This window comes from Polymorphospora sp. NPDC051019 (genome assembly GCF_040683055.1).
In the GTDB taxonomy this organism is placed as follows: Bacteria; Actinomycetota; Actinomycetes; order Mycobacteriales; family Micromonosporaceae; genus Polymorphospora; species Polymorphospora lycopeni.
In genome coordinates this window covers 556,617-576,122 of sequence record NZ_JBFBCH010000001.1, presented here as the reverse complement: position 1 = coordinate 576,122, position 19,506 = coordinate 556,617, and the positions used below count along the sequence as shown (strand labels likewise).

20 protein-coding genes and 1 pseudogene are annotated in these 19,506 nt (G+C 71.2%); 14 read left to right on the top strand and 7 right to left on the bottom strand.

Going from position 1 to position 19,506, the window contains the following annotated elements; all coding sequences use genetic code 11:
- Positions 1-92 precede the first annotated feature (92 nt).
- Together AB0M79_RS02520 and AB0M79_RS02515 are read left to right on the top strand one after the other, a co-directional pair.
- Entirely contained in the window at positions 93-335 is a 243-nt protein-coding gene (locus AB0M79_RS02520) for a hypothetical protein (RefSeq protein ID WP_364207053.1), read from the top strand.
- A 321-nt stretch (positions 336-656) separates the two neighbouring features.
- Positions 657-858 (top strand): annotated as a pseudogene (locus tag AB0M79_RS02515) (MMPL family transporter); the annotation flags it as partial.
- A gap of 184 nt (positions 859-1,042) precedes the next feature.
- Here AB0M79_RS02515 and AB0M79_RS02510 read toward each other — a convergent pair.
- A complete protein-coding gene (locus AB0M79_RS02510; protein WP_364207051.1) occupies positions 1,043-2,494 on the bottom strand; it encodes a HAMP domain-containing sensor histidine kinase in 1,452 nt (483 codons plus the stop codon).
- Entirely contained in the window at positions 2,491-3,183 is a 693-nt protein-coding gene (locus AB0M79_RS02505) for a response regulator transcription factor (protein WP_364207049.1), read from the bottom strand. Before AB0M79_RS02505 ends, AB0M79_RS02510 begins: the two co-directional genes overlap by 4 nt.
- Positions 3,184-3,303: 120 nt before the next feature.
- Here AB0M79_RS02505 and AB0M79_RS02500 point away from each other — a divergent pair, with 120 nt between their 5' ends.
- Together AB0M79_RS02500 and AB0M79_RS02495 are read left to right on the top strand one after the other, a co-directional pair.
- The gene (locus tag AB0M79_RS02500; RefSeq protein WP_364207047.1) at positions 3,304-3,726 is read left to right on the top strand and encodes a hypothetical protein; all 423 of its coding nucleotides are present in this window, start codon (positions 3,304-3,306) and stop codon (positions 3,724-3,726) included.
- Entirely contained in the window at positions 3,726-4,250 is a 525-nt protein-coding gene (locus tag AB0M79_RS02495; RefSeq protein WP_364207045.1) for a hypothetical protein, read from the top strand. Before AB0M79_RS02500 ends, AB0M79_RS02495 begins: the two co-directional genes overlap by 1 nt.
- A gap of 69 nt (positions 4,251-4,319) precedes the next feature.
- On the opposite strand, the gene AB0M79_RS02490 is transcribed toward AB0M79_RS02495, so the two are convergent.
- Positions 4,320-5,285: a WYL domain-containing protein gene (locus AB0M79_RS02490; RefSeq protein WP_364207043.1), complete on the bottom strand. Its 966-nt coding sequence runs from the start codon at positions 5,283-5,285 to the stop codon at positions 4,320-4,322.
- Between the two features lie 55 nt (positions 5,286-5,340).
- Here AB0M79_RS02490 and AB0M79_RS02485 point away from each other — a divergent pair, with 55 nt between their 5' ends.
- The 7 genes from AB0M79_RS02485 to AB0M79_RS02455 all read left to right on the top strand — a co-directional run bounded on the left by AB0M79_RS02485 (position 5,341) and on the right by AB0M79_RS02455 (position 12,321).
- Entirely contained in the window at positions 5,341-5,901 is a 561-nt protein-coding gene (locus tag AB0M79_RS02485; RefSeq protein WP_364207041.1) for a DUF664 domain-containing protein, read from the top strand.
- An 8-nt stretch (positions 5,902-5,909) separates the two neighbouring features.
- On the top strand, positions 5,910-6,527 hold the full coding sequence (locus AB0M79_RS02480) for a GNAT family N-acetyltransferase (protein WP_364207039.1): 618 nt from the start codon (positions 5,910-5,912) through the stop codon (positions 6,525-6,527).
- 67 nt (positions 6,528-6,594) lie between these two features.
- On the top strand, positions 6,595-7,296 hold the full coding sequence (locus AB0M79_RS02475; RefSeq protein WP_364207037.1) for a hypothetical protein: 702 nt from the start codon (positions 6,595-6,597) through the stop codon (positions 7,294-7,296).
- Positions 7,297-7,538: 242 nt separating this feature from the next.
- Positions 7,539-9,005 (top strand): pectinesterase family protein, encoded by a 1,467-nt coding sequence (locus AB0M79_RS02470; RefSeq protein ID WP_364207035.1) that lies wholly within the window; start codon positions 7,539-7,541, stop codon positions 9,003-9,005.
- A 35-nt stretch (positions 9,006-9,040) separates the two neighbouring features.
- Entirely contained in the window at positions 9,041-10,516 is a 1,476-nt protein-coding gene (locus tag AB0M79_RS02465) for an RICIN domain-containing protein (RefSeq protein WP_364207033.1), read from the top strand.
- A gap of 133 nt (positions 10,517-10,649) precedes the next feature.
- The gene (locus tag AB0M79_RS02460; protein ID WP_364207031.1) at positions 10,650-11,615 is read left to right on the top strand and encodes an NAD(P)/FAD-dependent oxidoreductase; all 966 of its coding nucleotides are present in this window, start codon (positions 10,650-10,652) and stop codon (positions 11,613-11,615) included.
- Between the two features lie 73 nt (positions 11,616-11,688).
- Positions 11,689-12,321, top strand: coding sequence for a class I SAM-dependent methyltransferase (locus AB0M79_RS02455; RefSeq protein WP_364207029.1), 633 nt, complete (start codon positions 11,689-11,691; stop codon positions 12,319-12,321).
- Positions 12,322-12,373: 52 nt separating this feature from the next.
- Here AB0M79_RS02455 and AB0M79_RS02450 read toward each other — a convergent pair whose 3' ends face one another.
- The 4 genes from AB0M79_RS02450 to AB0M79_RS02435 form a co-directional block, all read right to left on the bottom strand.
- Complete coding sequence (locus AB0M79_RS02450; protein WP_364207027.1) at positions 12,374-14,548, bottom strand: MMPL family transporter; 2,175 nt, start codon at positions 14,546-14,548, stop codon at positions 12,374-12,376.
- A 6-nt stretch (positions 14,549-14,554) separates the two neighbouring features.
- A complete protein-coding gene (locus AB0M79_RS02445) occupies positions 14,555-15,151 on the bottom strand; it encodes a helix-turn-helix domain-containing protein (RefSeq protein ID WP_364207025.1) in 597 nt (198 codons plus the stop codon).
- A 106-nt stretch (positions 15,152-15,257) separates the two neighbouring features.
- Positions 15,258-15,662, bottom strand: a complete 405-nt coding sequence (locus AB0M79_RS02440; RefSeq protein WP_364207023.1) for a cupin domain-containing protein — start codon at positions 15,660-15,662, stop codon at positions 15,258-15,260.
- 114 nt (positions 15,663-15,776) lie between these two features.
- Complete coding sequence (locus AB0M79_RS02435) at positions 15,777-16,511, bottom strand: cellulose binding domain-containing protein (RefSeq protein ID WP_364207021.1); 735 nt, start codon at positions 16,509-16,511, stop codon at positions 15,777-15,779.
- Between the two features lie 391 nt (positions 16,512-16,902).
- Between AB0M79_RS02435 and AB0M79_RS02430 the strand changes: the two genes are divergently transcribed.
- The 3 genes from AB0M79_RS02430 (at position 16,903) to AB0M79_RS02420 (ending at position 19,503) form a co-directional block, all read left to right on the top strand.
- Positions 16,903-17,694 carry an MBL fold metallo-hydrolase gene (locus tag AB0M79_RS02430; protein WP_364207019.1) on the top strand — a complete coding sequence of 264 codons (792 nt, stop codon included), beginning with the start codon at positions 16,903-16,905 and terminating at the stop codon, positions 17,692-17,694.
- A 479-nt stretch (positions 17,695-18,173) separates the two neighbouring features.
- Positions 18,174-18,533, top strand: a complete 360-nt coding sequence (locus AB0M79_RS02425; RefSeq protein ID WP_364207017.1) for a DUF1508 domain-containing protein — start codon at positions 18,174-18,176, stop codon at positions 18,531-18,533.
- A 160-nt stretch (positions 18,534-18,693) separates the two neighbouring features.
- A complete protein-coding gene (locus AB0M79_RS02420; RefSeq protein WP_364207015.1) occupies positions 18,694-19,503 on the top strand; it encodes an LPXTG cell wall anchor domain-containing protein in 810 nt (269 codons plus the stop codon).
- Positions 19,504-19,506 lie beyond the last annotated feature (3 nt).

Here is a 19,506-nt window from a genome sequence, read left to right as displayed (position 1 = left end):
CGCCGCCGACAGGATCGCCCCGCACCTGCACCCCCCGGGGCGGCGCCCTGATCATCGCGGGCCGGTTCGTCCCCGGCGGCCGCACCGCGATCGTGACCGCCAGCGGTGCTACCGGCTACCCGCTTGCCCGCTTTACCCTGTTCACCGCCATCGCTGCCGTCACCTGGGCCGGCTATTCCGGCCTGATCGGCTACCTCGGCGGCGCCGCCTTCGAATCCAACCCGACGCTGGGCCTGGCCCTCGGCGTCGGTCTCGCCCTGTCCATCACCGCGCTCGGCGAACTGTTCCGCTACGTGGCGCTGCCGGCATCCAACGCGCGCTGGTGGCCACGCTGACTCTGTTCCAAGCGGTGCTCGTGGTGCTTGACAGGCGGATCCGGCCGGCCATCCTGCGGTTCAGCACGGCGGTCGAGGAGAGGCCGGGGCTGTTGGGACGGCTTGGCGCCGCCATCAGCCGCCGCCGGTGGCGACGCTCAGCTCGCTCGGAATCCTCGGCGTGCTCGCCATCGGGCTGGCCGGCAACACCGGCGCCCTGCGGGAGCAGGACCAATTCCTGCGCCGGCGGGCGGTGACCCCTGTCCCGGCGGGATGCACGACAGCCGGGCGTTCGGCGAGTCCGGGATCGCCGCGCGGTGGGCGGCCCACTTCCAATCCGCCACCGGTGGCATCATCACGCCGGCAAGCCGAGTCCTGGCGGCCACGTTTCGCGGTCCTCGCCACGCTTGCGCTGGTGATGCTGATCGAGGTCGGGTTCCTGGTCGCCTTCGGTGTGCTGCTCGACGCCCCGCTGGTGCGGTCGGTCCTGGCGCCCGCCCTTACCCTGCTGATCGGCCGGCGGATCTGGCGGCCGAGCCGGCTGTTCCCTCCGACGGCGGAGCCGCCGGAGGGAACAACAGCCGCTCGCCGACGACGAGGAGCCCGCGCTGCAACGGTGAGCGCGTCGGCACGGACGAGATCCGGGACGGGGAGCCAAGCCCATCCCGGAGCTTTCACGGACCCAACGGCCGCCGCCCTTTGGTCCTGCGCCGCACCGCCGGGGCGGGTCAACGCACCGCGGTGTCCTCCCCGGCGGCGAGCCGCGCGATCGGGGCGGGCGGGGTCGCGGCCGGAAGGTCGACCCGAAGTAGCGCGCCACCGCGCGTCGAGCGGGCGACGGTGGCCCGGCCACCGTGGGCGTCGACGACCCGCTGCACGATCGACAGCCCCAGACCGGATCCCGGCAACGCCCGCGCGCTGTCGGCACGGTAGAACCGGTCGAACACCCGCGGCACGTCGGTGGCGTCGATGCCGGGCCCGGCGTCATCGACCTCGAGCACGGCCGACGCGCCCTCGGCACGGAGCCGGACCTGGACCGGCTGGTCCGCGGGGGACCACTTGCCGGCGTTGTCGATGAGGTTGAGCACCGCCCGCTGGAGCGCAGCGGGACGTCCGCTCACCCACACGGAGGTCACGTCGAGCGCAACCGTGATGTCGGGCAGGCGGGAACGCGTCCGGGTCGCGGCGGCCGCCACCACGTCGGCGAGGTCGAGCAACTCGGTGCTCTCGTCGCTGACGTCACCGCGCGCCAGGTCGGTCAGCTCGGCGGCAAGGGTGCTCAACTCGGCCACCTGGGCGCCGAGATCGTTGAGCAGCCGGGTCCGGCTCTCCGCCGGCAGCGCGCTGTCCAGGGTACCGCGCCGATCGAGCCGGATCAGCAGCTCGACGTTGAGGCGCAGGCTGGTGAGCGGGGTCTTGAGCTCGTGAGCGGCGTCCTCGGCGAGCAGCCGCTGGGCCCGCCGGGAGTCCTGGAGCGCGGCGAGCATGTCGTTGATCGACTGGATCAGCCGCCGGATCTCCCCACCGCCTTCATCCGGGATGTGGGCGTCGAGATCCTGGGTGTGCGCGACACGGACCGCAGCGGCGGTCAGCCGGTCGATCGGCGCCAGCCCGGTCCGCGCCACGGCCCGCCCGACAAGGGCACCGCCGACCACGCAGAGCAGCCCGATCAGCAACATACCGAACCCGAACTGGTTGATCGGGCTGTCGTCGACGACGCGGGCCACCTGGACCGCGCCGTCGCCCGCCCGCACCGTGTAGATGAGGTAGCCGTCCTCGTCTCTGTCGTTCGACTCCATCAGGTCGGCCAAGTCGCCCTGCGCCACGCGCCCGGCGTGCTTGCTGACCGGGGGCAGCGCGGGTTGGCCGGCCGGCGTCCGGGTCGAGCCGTCGGGCAGGACGACCCGCACCAGCGGACCGGATCCGGGATACGGCGGTAGCGGGACCTGCGCCAGACCGGCGCGCTCCGCGTTCGTCGCCACGACGCGGGAGTCGGCGCGCAGCTGATTCTCGGCGGTTTCCCGCAGCTGCCAGTCCAGCAGCTCGCTGGCTACCTGGAAGCCCATGAACACGCTGACGGCGATGGCCGTCGCCGCGATCACCGTCAGCCTGGTCCGCAGGGACCGCCGGCGCCACCATCGGGTCAGCCGGCGCGGTTCCCTGCCCGCAGGCCCGCTCACGGAGGAGTCTCCCGCAACGTGTATCCCAGGCCGCGCAGCGTGTAGATCAATCGCGGCTCACCCTCGGCCTCCATCTTGCGGCGCAGGTAGCTCACATATACCTGGAGGTTGTTGGCGGTGGCGCTCATGTCGAAGCCCCAGATCGCCTCGAACAGGGCGTCGCGGGTCAACACCCGGGTCGCGTTGCGCACAAGGACCTGCAGGAGGGAGAACTCGGTCCGGGTCAGGCGCAGCGCCCGCCCGCCACGCCACGCCTCGAACCTGTCGGGATCGAGCCGGACGTCGGCGAACGACAGGACCTGCGACTCCCCGTCGATCGGCGTACGCCGGCGCAACAGTGCCCGCACCCGGGCCAGCAACTCCTCGGTGGCGAACGGCTTGGGAAGATAGTCGTCGGCACCCGCGTCCAGCCCCGCGACCCGGTCGGAGACCTGATCCCGGGCGGTCAACATCAGCACCGGCAGATCCCGACCCGCCGTCCGCAACCGCCGACAGGTCTCCAACCCGCCGAGGCGGGGCATCATCACGTCGAGAATCAGCAGATCCAGCGTCTCACCGCCGGCCCCACCGACCCCGTCGAGCACGGCGAGACCGTTGGCGACGGTGCTGGTGTCGTAACCCTCGACCTGGAGCACCCGCTCCAGCGACTCACGGATGGCCGCGTCATCATCCGCGATCATGATCCGCACGCCGGCCCGCCCCCTTCCCGTCGATGCTTTCGCCGCCCATTTTCCCCGATCAACCTGAGGCCAGGATTAGCGCGTCGCTGGGTATCACGCCCTGAAGCCTGGTGAATAATGGTTGGTAACATGACGTTCTGGGTCCACTACGTCGTTCCGAGTGACGCGGCCGGCGACGGAATGCCGGCGCCGAGGGGGGACGAGATCCTCGGGTTCGCGCAGACGCTCGACGTCGACCCGGGGGACCGGACCATCGAGTTCGCCGTCGTGGCGGTCGGCGACGGGTACCAGATCGCCACGGACATCGACTGCACCGCACTGCTGCGCGCCCGGGCCGAGGAGGTCGCCGCCGTGCGGGCCGTGGACGCGTGGCTGCTCGACTTCGCCGTCCGGGCCGTCCGGATCCACGAGCTGCTGCTGCACCGGTGGTACGAGGTCGCCTCGGAGTCGCACCGGTCGTCGGTCGAGGCGCTGGAACGCTGGCTGACCGCGCACGACCCGGCACGGGACTACTGGGCACCACTCCGCCGAACGGCGAGGGCTCCGGAGTGATGTCCAAGCTTGACGAGTTGGCCACGGCGCGGCGTCGATTTCCATGTGGTGACCGCGTTCGTGGCCGGGTCGCTGCCGTTCCCTTCGGGCCGGGTCGCACCGGTCTCTTCGTGGACCTGGGCGCCCATCCCGAGGGATTCGTCGATGTCCTGCACCTGCCTGAAGATCCGCGCCGGTGGCCTCCGGTCGGCCGGGAGGGCTTCTTCGAGGTCCTCTCGCATCGGCCGGGGCAGGTCCGTCTCTTCCCACTGGATGCCGGGATGCGCGCGCGGCACCATCGCGCATCGAACTGGTCTGGTGAGGAGTGGGCTGCGATGACGGAGCGCTACCCGATTGGTTCGATGGTCACGGGCACCGTGACTGACGTCTTTCCGAGAGGCCGGGAATATGCCGTCCGGTTCGCCGGCGGTGGTTCGTTCGTGGAATACGACGAGGTGCCACCCACGATCGGCACCGTAGCCACCTATCTGGTCACGCGGCACCTGGAATGGACCCATCGGATCATGGTGCGACCCGAACCATGACCCGATAGGAAACCGCCCTTCGGAGTCGGCGGCCATTCTCGGTCCGACCGTGGCGACCCTCCGGGGGCGTCAGGGCGGTGGCTCTCCGGCCGCCGCCAGCAGCCGCTGCCCGAGGGTCCGCGACGCCTGCCGGAGTTCGGGGCCGTTCAGGATCCGGTACGGCACCGGGATCGACGCGAGCTGTCCGGCGTACCAGGTGGGGTTGCTGGTGCTGGCGACCAGGCGGGTGGTCCCGACGTCGACCGGCTCGAGCAGTCCGATGGAACGGGGGAGCCACCGTGCCACGTCGTCGACAGGTGCGTCGACGACGACCTCGACCTCGTATTCCCAGCCGGCGGCGAGGTTTTCCTCGAGAAGGGCGACCGGGTCGAGGTCGGCGGGTGGGGTGAAGGTGTCGTCGAGCGGTTCGACCGCCCGGACCCGGTCGATCCGGTACGTCCGTACGGCGTGTGCGGGGTGGGTGCGGCACAGCAGGTACCAGCGGCCGTGGCGTACGACGACGGCCCACGGGTCGACCTCGACGACCCATTCCGAGCCGGCCTGCGAGCGGTAGTCGAGGCGGACCCGACGGCGGTTCGAGCAGGCCTGCACCAGAGCGGTCGTGGCGCCGGGGTCGGGTCGGGCGGCGGCCCGGTCGGGGGCGGGGGCGGCGGTGCGGCGGACGGTCTCGACCTGGGCGGCCACCGGTTCCGGAAGGGCCCGCACGATCTTGCCGAGGGCGCTGCCGGCCGGATTGTCGGGATCGCTGGCGTGGTGGTGCCCGTCGAGTACGGCCATGACCAGGCCGACGGCTTCGGTGGCGCTGAACATCAGGGGCGGGAGCCGCAGGCCACGGCCCACCCGGTAGCCGCCGTACGGGCCGCGCAAGGACTCGACCGGGATGCCGGCCTCGCGCAGGATTCCGACGTAGCGCCGGGCGGCGCGTTCGGAGACGCCGAGCTTGTCGGCGAGCCGGTCCGCGGTGATGCCCGGGCTGCTCTGGAGCAGTTCGAGGGCGAGCAGTGCGCGGGCGGTGGGACTCGCGTCGGATTTCACGACACCTCGGCAATCCGGAAGCAGAACGTCCGGAACCGAACCTAGCATGCCGGGTATGACCGAGAAGATCGTCCTGAACACCAGGATCCACGAGCCGTCGATGACCGCCGGCGAGGCCGAGATGCTCCTGTTCGCGCTGGAGCGGTCCCGGGCGCAGTTCGCCTGGAAGGTCGGTGGTCTGGACGCGGCCGGCCTGAACCGTCGGCACCCGCCGAGCGCGCTGACCCTGGCCGGTCTGATCAAGCACCTCGCCCTCGTCGAGGACTACTACACCGCCCGGGATCTGACCGGGGAGCCGTTGGGGGCGCCGTGGAACACGGTCGACTGGGACGCCGATCCCGACTGGGTGTGGCGGTCGGCGGCCGACGACCCGTCCGAGGAGTTGTACGCGCTCTGGCAGGGTGCCGCGCAGCGGACGGATGCCGCGCTCGCCAAGGCGCTCGCCGACGGCGGACCCGACCGGTCGACGAGGTTCGTCACCGCCTCCGGCGAGTCGCCGAACCTGCGGCGACTCCTGGTCGACCTGCACGACGAGTACGCCCGCCACGTCGGCCACGCGGACCTGCTGCGTGAAGCCGTCGACGGCCTGGTGGGGGAGGACCCACCGCAGTCATGATGGCGGCTGTGCAGGATCCCGTACCGGCCGACCGGCTGACCGTCGTACCCGCCAACGAGGCGTCGTGGGACGACCTCGTCGCGATCTTCGGCACCGCGGATGCCGGCCGGTGCCAGTGCCAGCGGTTCAAGGTCGCCGGCTGGATCTGGCGGGACTCGACGCTGGAGCAGCGGACCGCGATGCTACGGGCGCAGACCGGCTGCGGCGACCCGGCCGCGACGACCACCAGTGGCCTGGTCGGCTACGTCGACGGCGAGCCGGTCGGCTGGGTCGCCGTCGAGCCCCGTACGGCGTACCCGAAGCTGCGTACGTCCCGTATCCCGTGGAGCGGCCGGGCGGAGGACCGCGACGACCCCGACGTCTGGGCGGTGACCTGCTTCGTGGTCCGCAAGGGGTGGCGGGGGCGTGGGCTCACCTATCTCCTGGCCCGGGCGGCGGTCGGCTTCGCCCGGGACCGGGGCGCCCGGGCCCTGGAGGCGTATCCGATGCTCACCGAGCCGGGGCGGGAGATCACCTGGGGTGAGTTGCACGTGGGTGCCCGGCAGGTCTTCGAGGATGCCGGGTTCGCCCAGGTCAGCCACCCGACCGTACGACGGGTCGTGATGCGCATCGACTTTCCTCGCTAGATTTAGTTTTGAATCCCAACTAAACCGGGTAGCGGATGGGGACACTGACCGCAGAGGAGGTACGTCCATGCGTCTCATCCGCCTCGTCACGGCCGGCGTCGCCGCGCTGCTGCTGACCGCCGCGACGACCGTGCCGACCGGCACCCCCGCGCAGGCCGCCGTCTGGTCGTCCAGCGACCGCTGGGGCACCTGGAGCAGTGGCGGCTACACGCTCTACAACAACATCTGGGGATCCGGCCACGGCACCCAGACCATCTCGGCCAACTCGCCCGCCAACTGGTGGGTACGCGCCGACCACCCGAACACCGGCGGCATCAAGTCCTACCCGAACGCCACCCGCCACATCGGACGGAAGATCAGCGAACTGGGACCGGTCACCAGCAGCTTCGACGTCACCGTACCGACCAGCGGGGTCGCCTTCACCACCGCGTACGACATCTGGACCGCCGACCACGCCCACGAGATCATGCTGTGGATGAACAGGTACGGCCCGGTGGGACCGCTCGGCACCTTCGAGACCACCGCCACCGTCGGCGGGCACACCTGGGACATCTACCGCGGCTCCAACGGCCACAACCAGGTCTACTCGTTCGTCCGGACCACCAACACCAGTGCCGGCACGGTCGACGTCACCGCGGTCGCGCAGTGGATCCGGACCCGGGGCTGGTTCGGCGACGTGACCATCGGCGACGTCCAACTCGGCTACGAGATAACCTCTGCCGCCGGGGGCCGGGACTTCGTGACCAACGCGTTCTCGGTCACCGGCTGACCGGACGATCCGGTGCCGGCAGGGCCGTCGCGGCCCGCCGGCACCGTCGCCTGTCCACGGCCCGCCGGAACCCCGCCGGACGGCCCCGAGAATTTCTTGAAGATTTTGTTATGCGTGACCCGGCAACCCGTCTGTAACTCGAAGGGCGTCGCGCCGCGCCCCGTCCGGCCTGCCCGGACGATGGCGCGACCGCCCGTCGTACGTACTCCACAGCGGCTCCAGGACGAAGGAGAACCAGTCACGTGAGAACAGTCGATCCCAGACGACGAACAGCGGCGATCCTCGCCGCGACCGTCGTCACCACCCTCGTCGGCGGCGTGATCGCCGCCGTGTCCGCCCACGCCGCCACCCCGGCGGACAGTGGTGTCTACACGTTGGCCAGTGCGTCGAGTGGTAAGTGTGTCCAGGTCGCCGGTGCGGGGACCGGTAACGCGGCGTTGCTGACCCAGGTGGCGTGTGACGGTGGCGCCGCCCATCAGCGGTTCCGGGTCACCGCGCAGAACGGTGCGTTCGGCCTGGTGAACGTCAACAGTGGCCGCTGTATGGATGTGCCGTATTCGTCCGGCACGTCGGGTGAGCAGTTGTGGCAGTGGACGTGTGGTGCGAGCGCGAACCAGACGTGGACGTTCACGGCGTCCACGGCGACCACGGACCGGTATCTGATCCGTAGTGCGTCCAGTGGTCTGTGTGTGAGTAACCGGGATGGTTCGACGGCGGGGAACAACCCGATCGTGCAGGAGCCGTGTGCGGACATCGCCCGGATGCAGTGGCGGTTCAACCCGGCCGGCGGCACAACCCCGCCACCGACCACCCCGCCACCGGCCGGCCGGCCGACGGTGGCCGCGGACGGCACCGGCACGTACCGGACCGTCCAGGCCGCCGTCGACGCGGTCCCGACGAACAACACCCAGCGGGTCACCATCACCATCAAGCCGGGCACCTACCGCGAGGTCGTCCGGGTGCCCAGGAACAAGCCGCACATCACCCTGCTGGGGCTGGGCTCGTCGCCGTCGAACGTCGTGCTGGTCTACCACAACTCCGCCAACAGCCACGGCACCTCCGGCAGCGCGAGCATGTTCGTCGACGGCGCCAACTTCGTCGCCGAGAACCTGACCATCGCCAACGACTTCGACGAGAGCTCGACCAGCAGCGGCCACCAGGCCGTCGCCCTCAACCTCGGTGCCGACCGGGCGGTGCTGCGCAAGGTACGGCTCCTCGGCGACCAGGACACCTTCCTGGTCAACGACAGTGCGCGGGCGTACATGGTCGACTCGTACGTCGAGGGAACCGTCGACTTCATCTTCGGTGGCGGCACGATCGTCATCGACCGGTCGACGGTCCACGAGAAGCGGTCGACGGGTGGACCGATCACCGCCGCGAGCACGGCGGCCGGCAAGGCGTACGGCTTCCTGTTCTACCGCTCCACCATCACCGGTACGGCGAACAACGTGACCACGCTGGGCCGGCCCTGGCGGCCGGACGGCCAGGTCGTGTACCGGGAGTCGACACTGGGCGCGACCATCAAGACCGCGCAGCCGTGGACCGACATGTCCGGCAACTCCTGGCGTAACGCCCGGTTCTTCGAGTACCGGAACACCGGCCCGGGCGCCGGCACGAACGGCAACCGTCCACAGTTGAGCGACTCGCAGGCGGCCAACCACACGCCGCAGCGCTACCTCGCCGGCTCCGACGGGTGGAACCCGCTGTGACCCTCGACAACCCTCCAGCAGTCAGGAAAGCGATGATGAAGCAACTCCCTCTGCGGTCCAGGCTGGCCGCGCTCGGCGCGGTGCTGACGGTCGTGCCCGCCGCCGTCGTCGGCGTCGTCCTGTCGGCGTCGCCGTCCGCGGCCGCCGTCCCGGTCAACAGTGGTGTCTACACGTTGGCCAGTGCGTCGAGTGGTAAGTGTGTCCAGGTCGCCGGTGCGGCGACCGGTAACGCGGCGTTGCTGACCCAGGTGGCGTGTGACGGCGGTGCCGGGCACCAGCAGTTCCGGGTGAGCGCGCAGAACGGTGCCTTCGGCCTGACCAATGTCAACAGCGGTCGCTGTATGGACGTGCCGTACTCGTCCAACACGTCGGGTGAACAACTGTGGCAGTGGACGTGTGGTGCGAGCGCGAACCAGACGTGGACGTTCACGGCGTCCACGGCGACCACCGACCGGTATCTGATCCGTAGTGCGTCCAGTGGTCTGTGTGTCAGCAACAAGGATGGCTCGACGGCGGGGAACAACCCGATCGTGCAGGAGCCGTGTGCGGACATCGCCCGGATGCAGTGGCGGTTCAACCCGGCCGGCGGCACCCCACCACCGACCACGCCGCCGCCGGGTGTTCCGTACTCGAACACCCCGGACGGGTTCGCCGGCGCGGCCGGCACCACCGGTGGTGCCGGTGGCGCGACCGTCACCGTGACCAACCAGGCCGACCTGGAACGGTACGCCTCGGCCAGCGAGCCGTACGTCATCCGGGTCAACGCCGCGATCACCGTCAAGCCCTACGGCAAGGAGATCGCGATCCGGTCGAACAAGACCGTCGTCGGCGTCGCCCGTAACGGCCAGATCGTCAACGGCGGCTTCTTCATCGGCGCAGGCACCAGCAACGTCATCATCCGCAACCTCACCATCCGCGACACCCGCATGGCCGAGGACGACCCCGACGACAAGGACTACGACTACGACGGCATCCAGATGGACACCGCCAACCGGATCTGGATCGACCACAACCACATCACCCGGATGAACGACGGCGCCATCGACAGCCGCAAGGACACCACGAACCTGACCGTCTCCTGGAACATCATCGCCGAGGCGAACAAGACCTTCGGCATCGGCTGGACCGAGAACGTCACCGCCCGCATGACCATCCACCACAACTGGTTCCGCGACACCCGCGTCCGCGTCCCCAGCACCGACAACGTCGCCTACGCCCACCTGTACAACAACTACCTGCAGAACAGCGGCTCCGGAAACCACTCCCGCGGCCGCACCAAGATGGTCCTGGAGAACAGCTACTACGACCGCGTCACCAACCCCTACTACCGCGACTCCGGCGCCGAACTACGACAGAGCGGCAACGTCGTGGTCAACAGCAGCGGCCGCCGGGAGAGCAGCGGCTCGGCGTTCAACCCGTCCAGCTTCTACTCCTACCAACTCCACCCCGCCGCCGACGTACCGAACCTGCTCCGCACCCACGCCGGACCACAGGCCAACATCGGCCTCTGACGGCGGGACCGCACCACGCGGCCGTGCCGGGTCCCGACCCGGCACGGCCGCACCCGTGTCGGCTTGCTGATACGGCAACAAAGCTTGCGGCCACGGTGGGTAGCGGGTCATGGTTGCCGCGGAGGTGGTCGTGGTGACCGAGAGGCTGACAGACAGCTACGACGTGGTGGTGGTCGGCGGGGGCGCCGCGGGACTGAGCGGTGCGCTGACGCTGGCCCGGGCCCGGCGGTCGGTGGCGGTGATCGACGCCGGCGCTCCCCGCAACGCCCCGGCACAGGGCGTACACGGGCTGCTGGCCCGTGACGGGATGCCACCGGCCGAGCTGCTGGAACGCGGCCGGGCGGAGGTACGCGGATACGGCGGCCACGTGGTGACCGGCGAGGTCGCCACCGCGACCCGCGACGGCGACGGGTTCACGGTGACCCTGGCCGACGGCCGGACGACCCGCGCCAGCCGGCTGCTGGTGACGACCGGCCTCGTCGACGAACTGCCCGACGTCCCCGGCCTGCGGGAGCGGTGGGGGAGCGACGTCATGCACTGCCCGTACTGCCACGGCTGGGAGGTCCGGGACCGGGCGATCGGCGTGCTGGCCAGCGGCCCGATGTCGGTGCACCAGGCGTTGCTGATCCGGCAGTGGAGCGCCGACGTCACGTACTTCACCCACACGATGCCGCCGCTCACCGACGAGCAGGCCGAGCAGTTGGCGGCCCGTGGCATCCGGGTGGTCGACGGCGAGGTGGCGGGACTGGAGATCGTCGACGACCGGCTGGCGGGCGTACGCCTTGCCGACGGCACGGTCGTCGCCCGCGAGGTCGTGGCGGTCGCGACCCGGATGGTGGCCCGCGCCGGTTTCCTGACGGCCCTCGGTCTGGTGCCCGTCGCGCATCCGGCGGGCGTGGGCGAGTACGTCCCCGCCGACCAGTACGGCGTCACCGACGTACCCGGGGTGTGGGCCGCGGGGAACATCACCGACCTGGCCGCGCAGGTCGGCGTGGCCGCGGCCGCCGGCGCCACCGCCGCCGCGCACGTCAACGCCGATCTGGTCAACGAGGAGACCCGGCGTGCGGTGGAGGCCCACCGCAACCCCGTCCCGGCCTGATCCGGAGCACGCGTCCGGCGAATCGCCGTGGGCGGTCGTCGCCACCGCCCCGAACCACCGAAGGGAATCCGTCGTGTCCGAACAATTCGACCGGGCGTACTGGGAAGACCGCTACCGCGGCCACCACCCGTCCCACCCCCACCGGGAGCCCAACCCGTACCTGGTGGCCGAGACCACCGACCTCGCACCCGGCACGGCCCTGGAGGCCGGCTGCGGCGAGGGCGCCGAGGCGATCTGGCTCGCCTCGCGCGGCTGGCGGGTCACCGCGGTGGACATCGCCGCCGCCGCCCTCGACCGGGCCCGGGAGCACGCCCGGAACCTCGGCGCCGACGTCGCCGACCGGGTCGAGTGGGTACGCGCCGACCTGACCGGATGGGTGCCGGCCGAGGAGCACTTCGATCTGGTCTGCGCCCACTACGTACACCCGGCGACACCCGGCGAGACGCTGTTCATCCGGCTGGCGGCGGCGGTCGTGCCGGGCGGCACGCTGCTCGTCGTCGGTCACGCGCCGGCGCCGGCCCGGCCCGACGACCCGCACGCCCCGGCCCCGGGGTCGCACGTCACCGCCGGGCAGGTCGCGGCGAGCCTCGACCCGACGCGGTGGGACGTCGTCGTCGCCGAGGCCAGGACCCGTACCGTGACCGGCCCCGGCGGCCACGAGATGACCCTCCACGACGCGGTCCTGCGGGCCCGTAAACGGCGCTGAGACAACCGGTCCCCGGGTGCCGGTGGCACCCGGGGACCGGTTCGCGGCCGTACTACCGGCCGACCTCGACGGCCACCTTCTCCTCGACCCGGGGCCGGTCGCGCTCCAGGCCCGCACCCTCGACGTCGAGGGTCGGCAGCCAGCGCAGCCAGCCCGGAAGCCACCAGGCGCTCCTGCCGAGCAGGGCCAGCGCCGCGGGGACCAGCACCATGCGGACGACGAAGGCGTCCACGAAGATGCCGATCGCCAGCGCGAAGGCGATGGACTTGATCGTCGGGTCGCCACTGGGTACGAACCCGGCGAAGACCGAGAACATGATCAGTGCCGCGGCGACGACGACGGGGCCGGCCTGCCGGAACCCGGTGGCGATGGCGGCCCGGGGGGCCGCGCCGTGGCTGTGCGCCTCGTGCATACGGGAGACCAGGAAGACCTGGTAGTCCATGGCGAGGCCGAACAGGATGCCGATCACCACGATCGGGGTGAGGCTGATCAGCGGCCCGGTGGTGTCGAGGTTGACCGCGTCGGCCAGCCAGCCCCACTGGAACACCGCGACGGTCGCGCCGAGCGAGGAACCGATCGTCAGCAGGAAGCCGAGCACCCCGACGAGCGGCACCAGGATCGAGCGGAACACCAGCACCAGCAGGATCATCGCCAGGCCGACGACGACGGCCAGGTAGACCGGCAGGGCCCGGTCGAGGGTGGTGGCGACGTCGAGGCTGACGGCGGTGGAGCCGGTGACGTACGCCGTGGCGCCGTCGATGTCCGCGAGTTGGTCGCGCAGGTCGGTGACGAGCTGTTCGGTGGCCTCGTCGGTCGGCCCGGACTGCGGGATCACGGTGAGCATGGCGGCGGTGCCGTCGGCGTTCGGGACGGCCGGGGTGACGACGGCGACGTCGTCGAGGCCGGGGATCGTGCCGGCGGCCGCGGTGGCCGCCTGGACCGCCTGGTCGCCCTCGAACAGGACCACGAGGGGGCCGTTGAAGCCGGCGCCGAACCCGTCGGCGAGCAGTTGTTCGCCGCGGGCCTGGGTGCTTCCCTCGGGTTGGATCTGCACGAGCGTGGTCTGCATCGACGCCACCGGGATGGAGACGACGCCCAGGGCGGCGACGGTCAGCAGCAACGCCAGCACCCGGTGCCTGGTGAGCCCGTCGATCCAGCCGCGGTAGAAGCCGCGCTCGTGGGCGTCGGCGCTCTGCCCGATTGCTTCGCGCTGCTTGCGGGGCAGGGCGCGGTGGCCGAGGTAGCTCAGCACCGCCGGGACGAGGGTGATGGCGATGAGTACGGCGACCACGATGGTCGCGGCGGCGGCGATGCCCATCTGGGTCAGGAACGGGATTCCGGCGACGGCCAGGCCGGTCAGCGCGATGACCACGGTGAGGCCGGCGGTGACGACGGCCGACCCGGCGGTGCCGACGGCGGTGCCGATCGCGGTGCCGACGTCGGCACCGCGCCGCAGTTCCTGCCGGTGGCGGTTGATGATGAACAGGGCGTAGTCGATGCCGACGGCCAGGCCGAGCATCGTGGCCAGGATCGGGGTCGTGGACTGCAGGTCCATGAAGCCGGTGGCGATGGTGACGCCGAGCGCGCCGATGCCGACACCGACGGCCGCGGTCAGCAGGTTCATGCCGGCCATGACGAGTGACCCGTACGTCACCGCGAGGATCAGCAGGGCGACGACGACGCCGATCACCTCGACCACACCGCCGATGTGCGGCGGCGTCTGGATGGCCTCACCGGTGACCTCGACGGTGAGTCCGCCGCCCCGGGCGTTGTCGGCGGCGTCGAACAGCGCGTCCCGCTGCTCCTCGGTGACGTCGCCGACCCCGGCGGTGTACGTCACCGTGCTGTAGGCGGTGTCCTGTTGGGCGTTGATCGTCGGCGCGGCGGGGTCGAGCGGGTTGGTCGCCGAGCCGACGCCGGGCAGCGTGCCCAGTTGGGCCACCAGTTCGCCGAGGGCCTGGGCGTTGTCCGGGGTGGTGAGGGTCTGGCCGTCGGGGGCCTTGACCACCACGCGCGCGGACGCGCCGCCCTGCGCGCCGAACTCCTCCTGGATCTTGTCCAGGGCGGTGGTGGACTCCTGACCGGGAATGGAGAAGCTGTTGGAGGTGCCTCCGGACAGCGCCACCGCGCCCACGGCCGAGCCGGCCAGGACCACCAGCCACAGCAGGACCACGGGTAGCCGGTGCCGGTGCGCGCCGAAGCCGAGTCGGTACAACAGACGAGCCATCGGGGATCAGGCCTCCACCTGAGTTGGGTCGGACGAATGGTCGCGCCGGTGATGACCGAGCGCGTCGAGGCAGGTGGCGAGGATGTGTGGCCGCCACATGGTCTTCTCGCCCGCCGCCCGGTTGACGGACAGGCTGAGTACGGCCAGCGCGCTCAGCGCGCCGATGACCCGGACCAGCCGTTCGGACGGCTGGGCGGCGTCGACGGCGAACGTGGCGAAGACGAGCGTCGCGATGTCGTCGAGATGGTCGGGCTCGCCGTCCGACGGGGGCGTGGTCAGCGAACTGAACGCCTGGGCCACCAGGCCGGGCCGGTCCAGCGCGACGTCGGTCAGCAGTTCCAGCGCCCGCCGGTCGCGGGCCGGGCCGGGCGGCAGGTCCGCGACCTGGTCGAACACCCGTTGGCCCTGGGCGCGGACCGACTGCTGGGTGGCGAGGTAGAGCGCTTCCTTGGTCGGATAGTGGTGCAGCAGGCCGGCCTTGGACAGGCCGACCGAGTCGGCGACGGTCTTCAGCGACGTGTGGTCGTATCCGTGCTGGGCGAACAGCGCCGCCGCGCGGTCGAGGATGCCCTCGTCGACCTGCTGGCGGTGAACGTGTGCCATGCCGGCGACCCTACATGGGCTACCGACCGATTCGGTCGGTAAACCATCCGGATCGGTCGGTGACGTATGTCGCAATCCGGCTAGATCGCGCTGCCGGGTCGTCGGGCTAGTGTTCGCGCGGCTGGCCGTACTCCTCATCGGTGACGGGCGCGCCCCACTCGGTTTCGGTACCGGCCTGCGGACCTTCCCAGATCGCAAGGTGGATCATGAAAGCGTCCGGTGCGGCACCGTGCCAGTGCCATTCGCCGGGCGGGGTGTGGATGGTGTCTCCGGGCCGTACGGCGATCACCGTGCCTCCACGGGCCTGCACCAGGCCGACCCCGTCGGCCACGTGCAGGGTCTGCCCGACGGCGTGCCGATGCCAGGCCGTACGCGCGCCCGGGGCGAACCGGACCGTGTTGACCCGGATCCGGGAGGGCTCCTCGCCCTTGACGATCACGTCGAACCAGACGTCGCCGGTGAACATCTCGGCCGGCCCCTTGACGGTCGGCTGCCTCGTCAGGATCCGCATGATCCCTCCTCGTGCGGGCGGTGCGGGCAAGCCGGTTACCCGGTCTGCCGGAGCCGAACACGCCCGGGTCGGGCCGCGCGCCGGGTGGCGGCCCGACCGATCGTGGTCAGAGGGTCAGCGGCCGCAGGACAGCGCGACGGTGGCCGGGGCCGCGCTGGTCGTCACGAGCAGGCCGAACGTCGCCGACCCGCCCGGCGGCAGGGTGGCGTTGTGGCCGGCGTCACGGACCGCGGGTTCGGCGGCCGTGCCGTCCGGCACCGCGTTCCACGCCGTCTGGATCCGTTCGTCGCCGGGCCACCGCCACCAGACCCGCCAGCCGTCGAGCCGCTCGGCGGCGGTGTTGCGTACGGTGACCGAGGCGACGAAGCCGCCGTCCCACGCGGAGGTGATGGTCGCGGTCGCGGTACACACCGGCTGGGCGGCGGTCCGGGCCGGCCCGCCGAGCACGTAGCGGTCCTGGCGGCCCTCGACGTCGCTGAGTCGGAACCAGTATTCGGTGTCGGGGGTCAGCCCGGTGACGGTCACCGTCCCGTACCGCTGTGGTCCGGAGACGGCCGTGGCGACCGGGTCACGCCACTGCTCGGCGTCGGTCCGGCTGGCGAACAGGCTGACCGTGATCGGCGGGTCGTACCCGCACGGCGGGCTGAGCATGATCGAGTAGGTGACGGTGAGGCTGGTCGCGGTCGACGCGGTCACCAATCCGTTGATCGGGAGCACCGGCGGACAGGCCGGCGGGCTGGTCTGCGCCGGAGCCGGGGCGGCGGCCGGGACGGTGGCGCCGGCGATCGTGGCCCAACCGGTCACGGCCACCGTGGCGGCGGCCAGGAGCACGCCGAACTTGTGAATCATCTGTACCTCCCTGATCGGGGGCGCCGGGCAGGGGGTGATGGACGACCCCCGCTCGCCCCCTCGGGCCGGATCGACTCGCACAGGCTCCCGGTGCGACCGAGTCGAATTCTGACATCCGTCGATGTCTGGTACAAGCGCCGTCCAGAACCGCAAAAGCCCGTTCACAAGGGTCTGTTAGAAAGTCACCTGCTAATTCGTGGATGTCCGTTTCCGCTTGTACGACCGCCGAGGACGGTTGGGAGGAGATCGCCGACTACGCCCTGAACTGGGCCCTCGAACACGCCCGCCCGGCCACCCCGACCACCGCCCGCTGAACCCCCGCCGGTGGTCGTTCCGGGGGCCACCGGCGTACCCGTCCCGACAGGACCACCAGGAGAGGTAGCCAGAGGTCATGACCGACGTACGCATCACCCACATCGGCGGACCGACCGCGCTGATCGAGTTCGGCGGGTGGCGCCTGCTCACCGACCCGACCTTCGACCCGGCCGGCGAGCGGTACGGGTTCGGCTGGGGCACGTCGTCGCGCAAGCTCACCGACCCCGCGATCACGCCCGGCAAACTGCCGCCGATCGACGCGGTCCTGCTCACCCACGACCACCACGGCGACAACCTGGACCGGGCCGGCCGCGCCCTGCTGCCGTCGGCCGGCACCGTGGTCACCACGACGTCCGGCGCCCGCCGGCTCGGCGGCACCGCCCGCGGCCTCGCGCCCTGGGCGGCGACCCGGCTCGAGGCGCCGGGCCGGCCCACGATCGAGGTAACCGCCACCCCGGCCCGGCACGGCCCGCCGCTGAGCCGCCCGATCGTCGGCGGCGTGGTCGGATTCGCCTTGCGCTGGGCCGGCCAGCGGCACGGAGTCCTGTGGATCACCGGCGACACCGTGCTCCACTCCGGCCTGAGGCGGGTCGCCGACCGCTTCGCGGTCAGCGTCGTGCTGCTGCATCTGGGCGCCGTACGGTTCCCGGTCACCGGCCCGTTGCGCTACACGATGACGGCGCGTGAGGGTGTCGAACTGTGCCGCCTTGTCCGGGCGCGGACGGTCGTTCCGGTGCACTACGAGGGCTGGGCACATTTCCGGCAGGACGGTGACGCCGTCGACGGCGCCTTCGCGACGGCGCCCGACGAGATTCGGCGCAGCCTGTGCCGGCTGCCGGTCGGCACCCCGGCCACCGTCACCGTCTGAACCCGGTCACCGCCGCCCGGACCCCGGCGGCGGTGACCGTACGGGTGCGTGTCCCGACCATCTGGCGATATCAGGCCGGCGTCCGCCAGGTGCTTTCCCAGCCCGGGAAAGCTGCCTCGACGCACCATGTCTGACGTTATTGGCCGAGGATTGAATACGTTCGTCGGGCGACCATTTCGCCGATCATTGTGCCGCCCCGGAAACCGCTGCGCGGCCACCCCGTCCAACGCCTGGTGAACGTCGGCGAATGCTCCCGTTCATGCGTAGCACGCCGGCCGTTCACACGTGCCTCCACTCATGGTTAGTGCCTACTTGGAGCATGCGTCTCCGGGGGCGAAGCGCCCTGTGTATCCGGCATTTCGGCGACCCGCGCAATATGACCTATGGCGTGGGCGATCAGGCCATGCCCGAAGATCCGGCGTGGCGGGACGGAGCGCTCGCGTATGGATGCTGGCCACCGGCCGGTCGCGCAGTTCCGCGTGTACCGCACTTCGCGGGGGGTGATCGTCTGGCGGCTGGTCGCCTCGAACAACCGCGTCCTCGGGGTATCGTCGAGCGGCTTCCCCGCACTTCAGGACGCGATGACGGCGATCCGGGCGGTACGCGACGGGGTGTCGGCCGCATCGATCGAGGTGGTCCACGTCCCGGACCGGGACTGGACGTGGCGGATGTACGGGAACGGGGACGACGTGACCGCCGTCTCCTACCGCAGCTACAAACGCAGAATCGACTGCCACCGGGCAACCGAACGCTTTCTCGCGGCCGCACCGTACGCGGAGGTCGACCCGGCCGTCGGCCGGCGCGGACGATTCTGGTCGGCGGACCCGCCCACCGGCTAATGCGATCTTGAATTGTGGCCGCCGTTTCGCGGTGACGCTTCCTTTGGGGTCCGTTAACCGGGCGTCGACACCCCGGTAACCGGCCCTGAGTTTCCTGGGCTCGATTCCCGGCGCGGGATCCCGCGCAACCGGTCGCCGGTTTCCGACAGGAGTTCTCATCGTGCCTCGCAATGCGTCAACGCCGTCGCGCGTACGGACCGCCCGGCTGTTCGGTGCCACCGCGATCGCCGTCGGGGTGGCGGTGGCGGTCGCCGTACCGGTGCTGGTCGGCCCCGCCGTGGCGGCACCGGTCGGGACGATCACGCTCGACCCGACCGCCGGCCAGGTCGCGACGGCACCGTTCGCCGACTTCACCGCCAGCGGACCCTGCCCGACCGGCTACGGCACCGCCGCGGACCTCTTCCTGCGCAACGACGAGGTGACGCCGTTCAGCCTGGTCTCCGTTCCGGGACCCGGCCTGGACCAGGCTCCGGTGAGTGGCACGGTCGACGGCTCGCTCACCGACCTCGCGCAGGCCGGCGGCGTCCTCGACCTGCCCGACGGTGCCTACGTCCTCGAGCTGATCTGCTACGACGACGAATTCAACTTCTCGCCGGACACCCTCGAGGCCCGGATCCGCGTCACCGGAGACGGATGGGAGGTCGTCACCGGCGAACCGACCGCCACCCCGTCGGCCTCCGCCTCGCCGACGCCGTCGCAGTCGCCGACCGGATCGCCCTCGCCGACCCCGACGCCGACCGGATCGCCCACCCCGACCCCGACGGACGACCCGACGCCGACCCCGACCCCGACGTCGACCGAGGACCCGACCCCGACCCCGACCGGCACCCCGCCGCCGGGCTCGCTGCCGAAGACCGGGATCGGGCTCGGCGGCTTCCTCTACGTCGCGGCGCTGCTCGTCGCCGGCGGTGCGGCGGCCGTGCTCTGGGCCCGCCGGCAGCAACTCGCCGCCGCCCCGCCACGGCCCTGACCG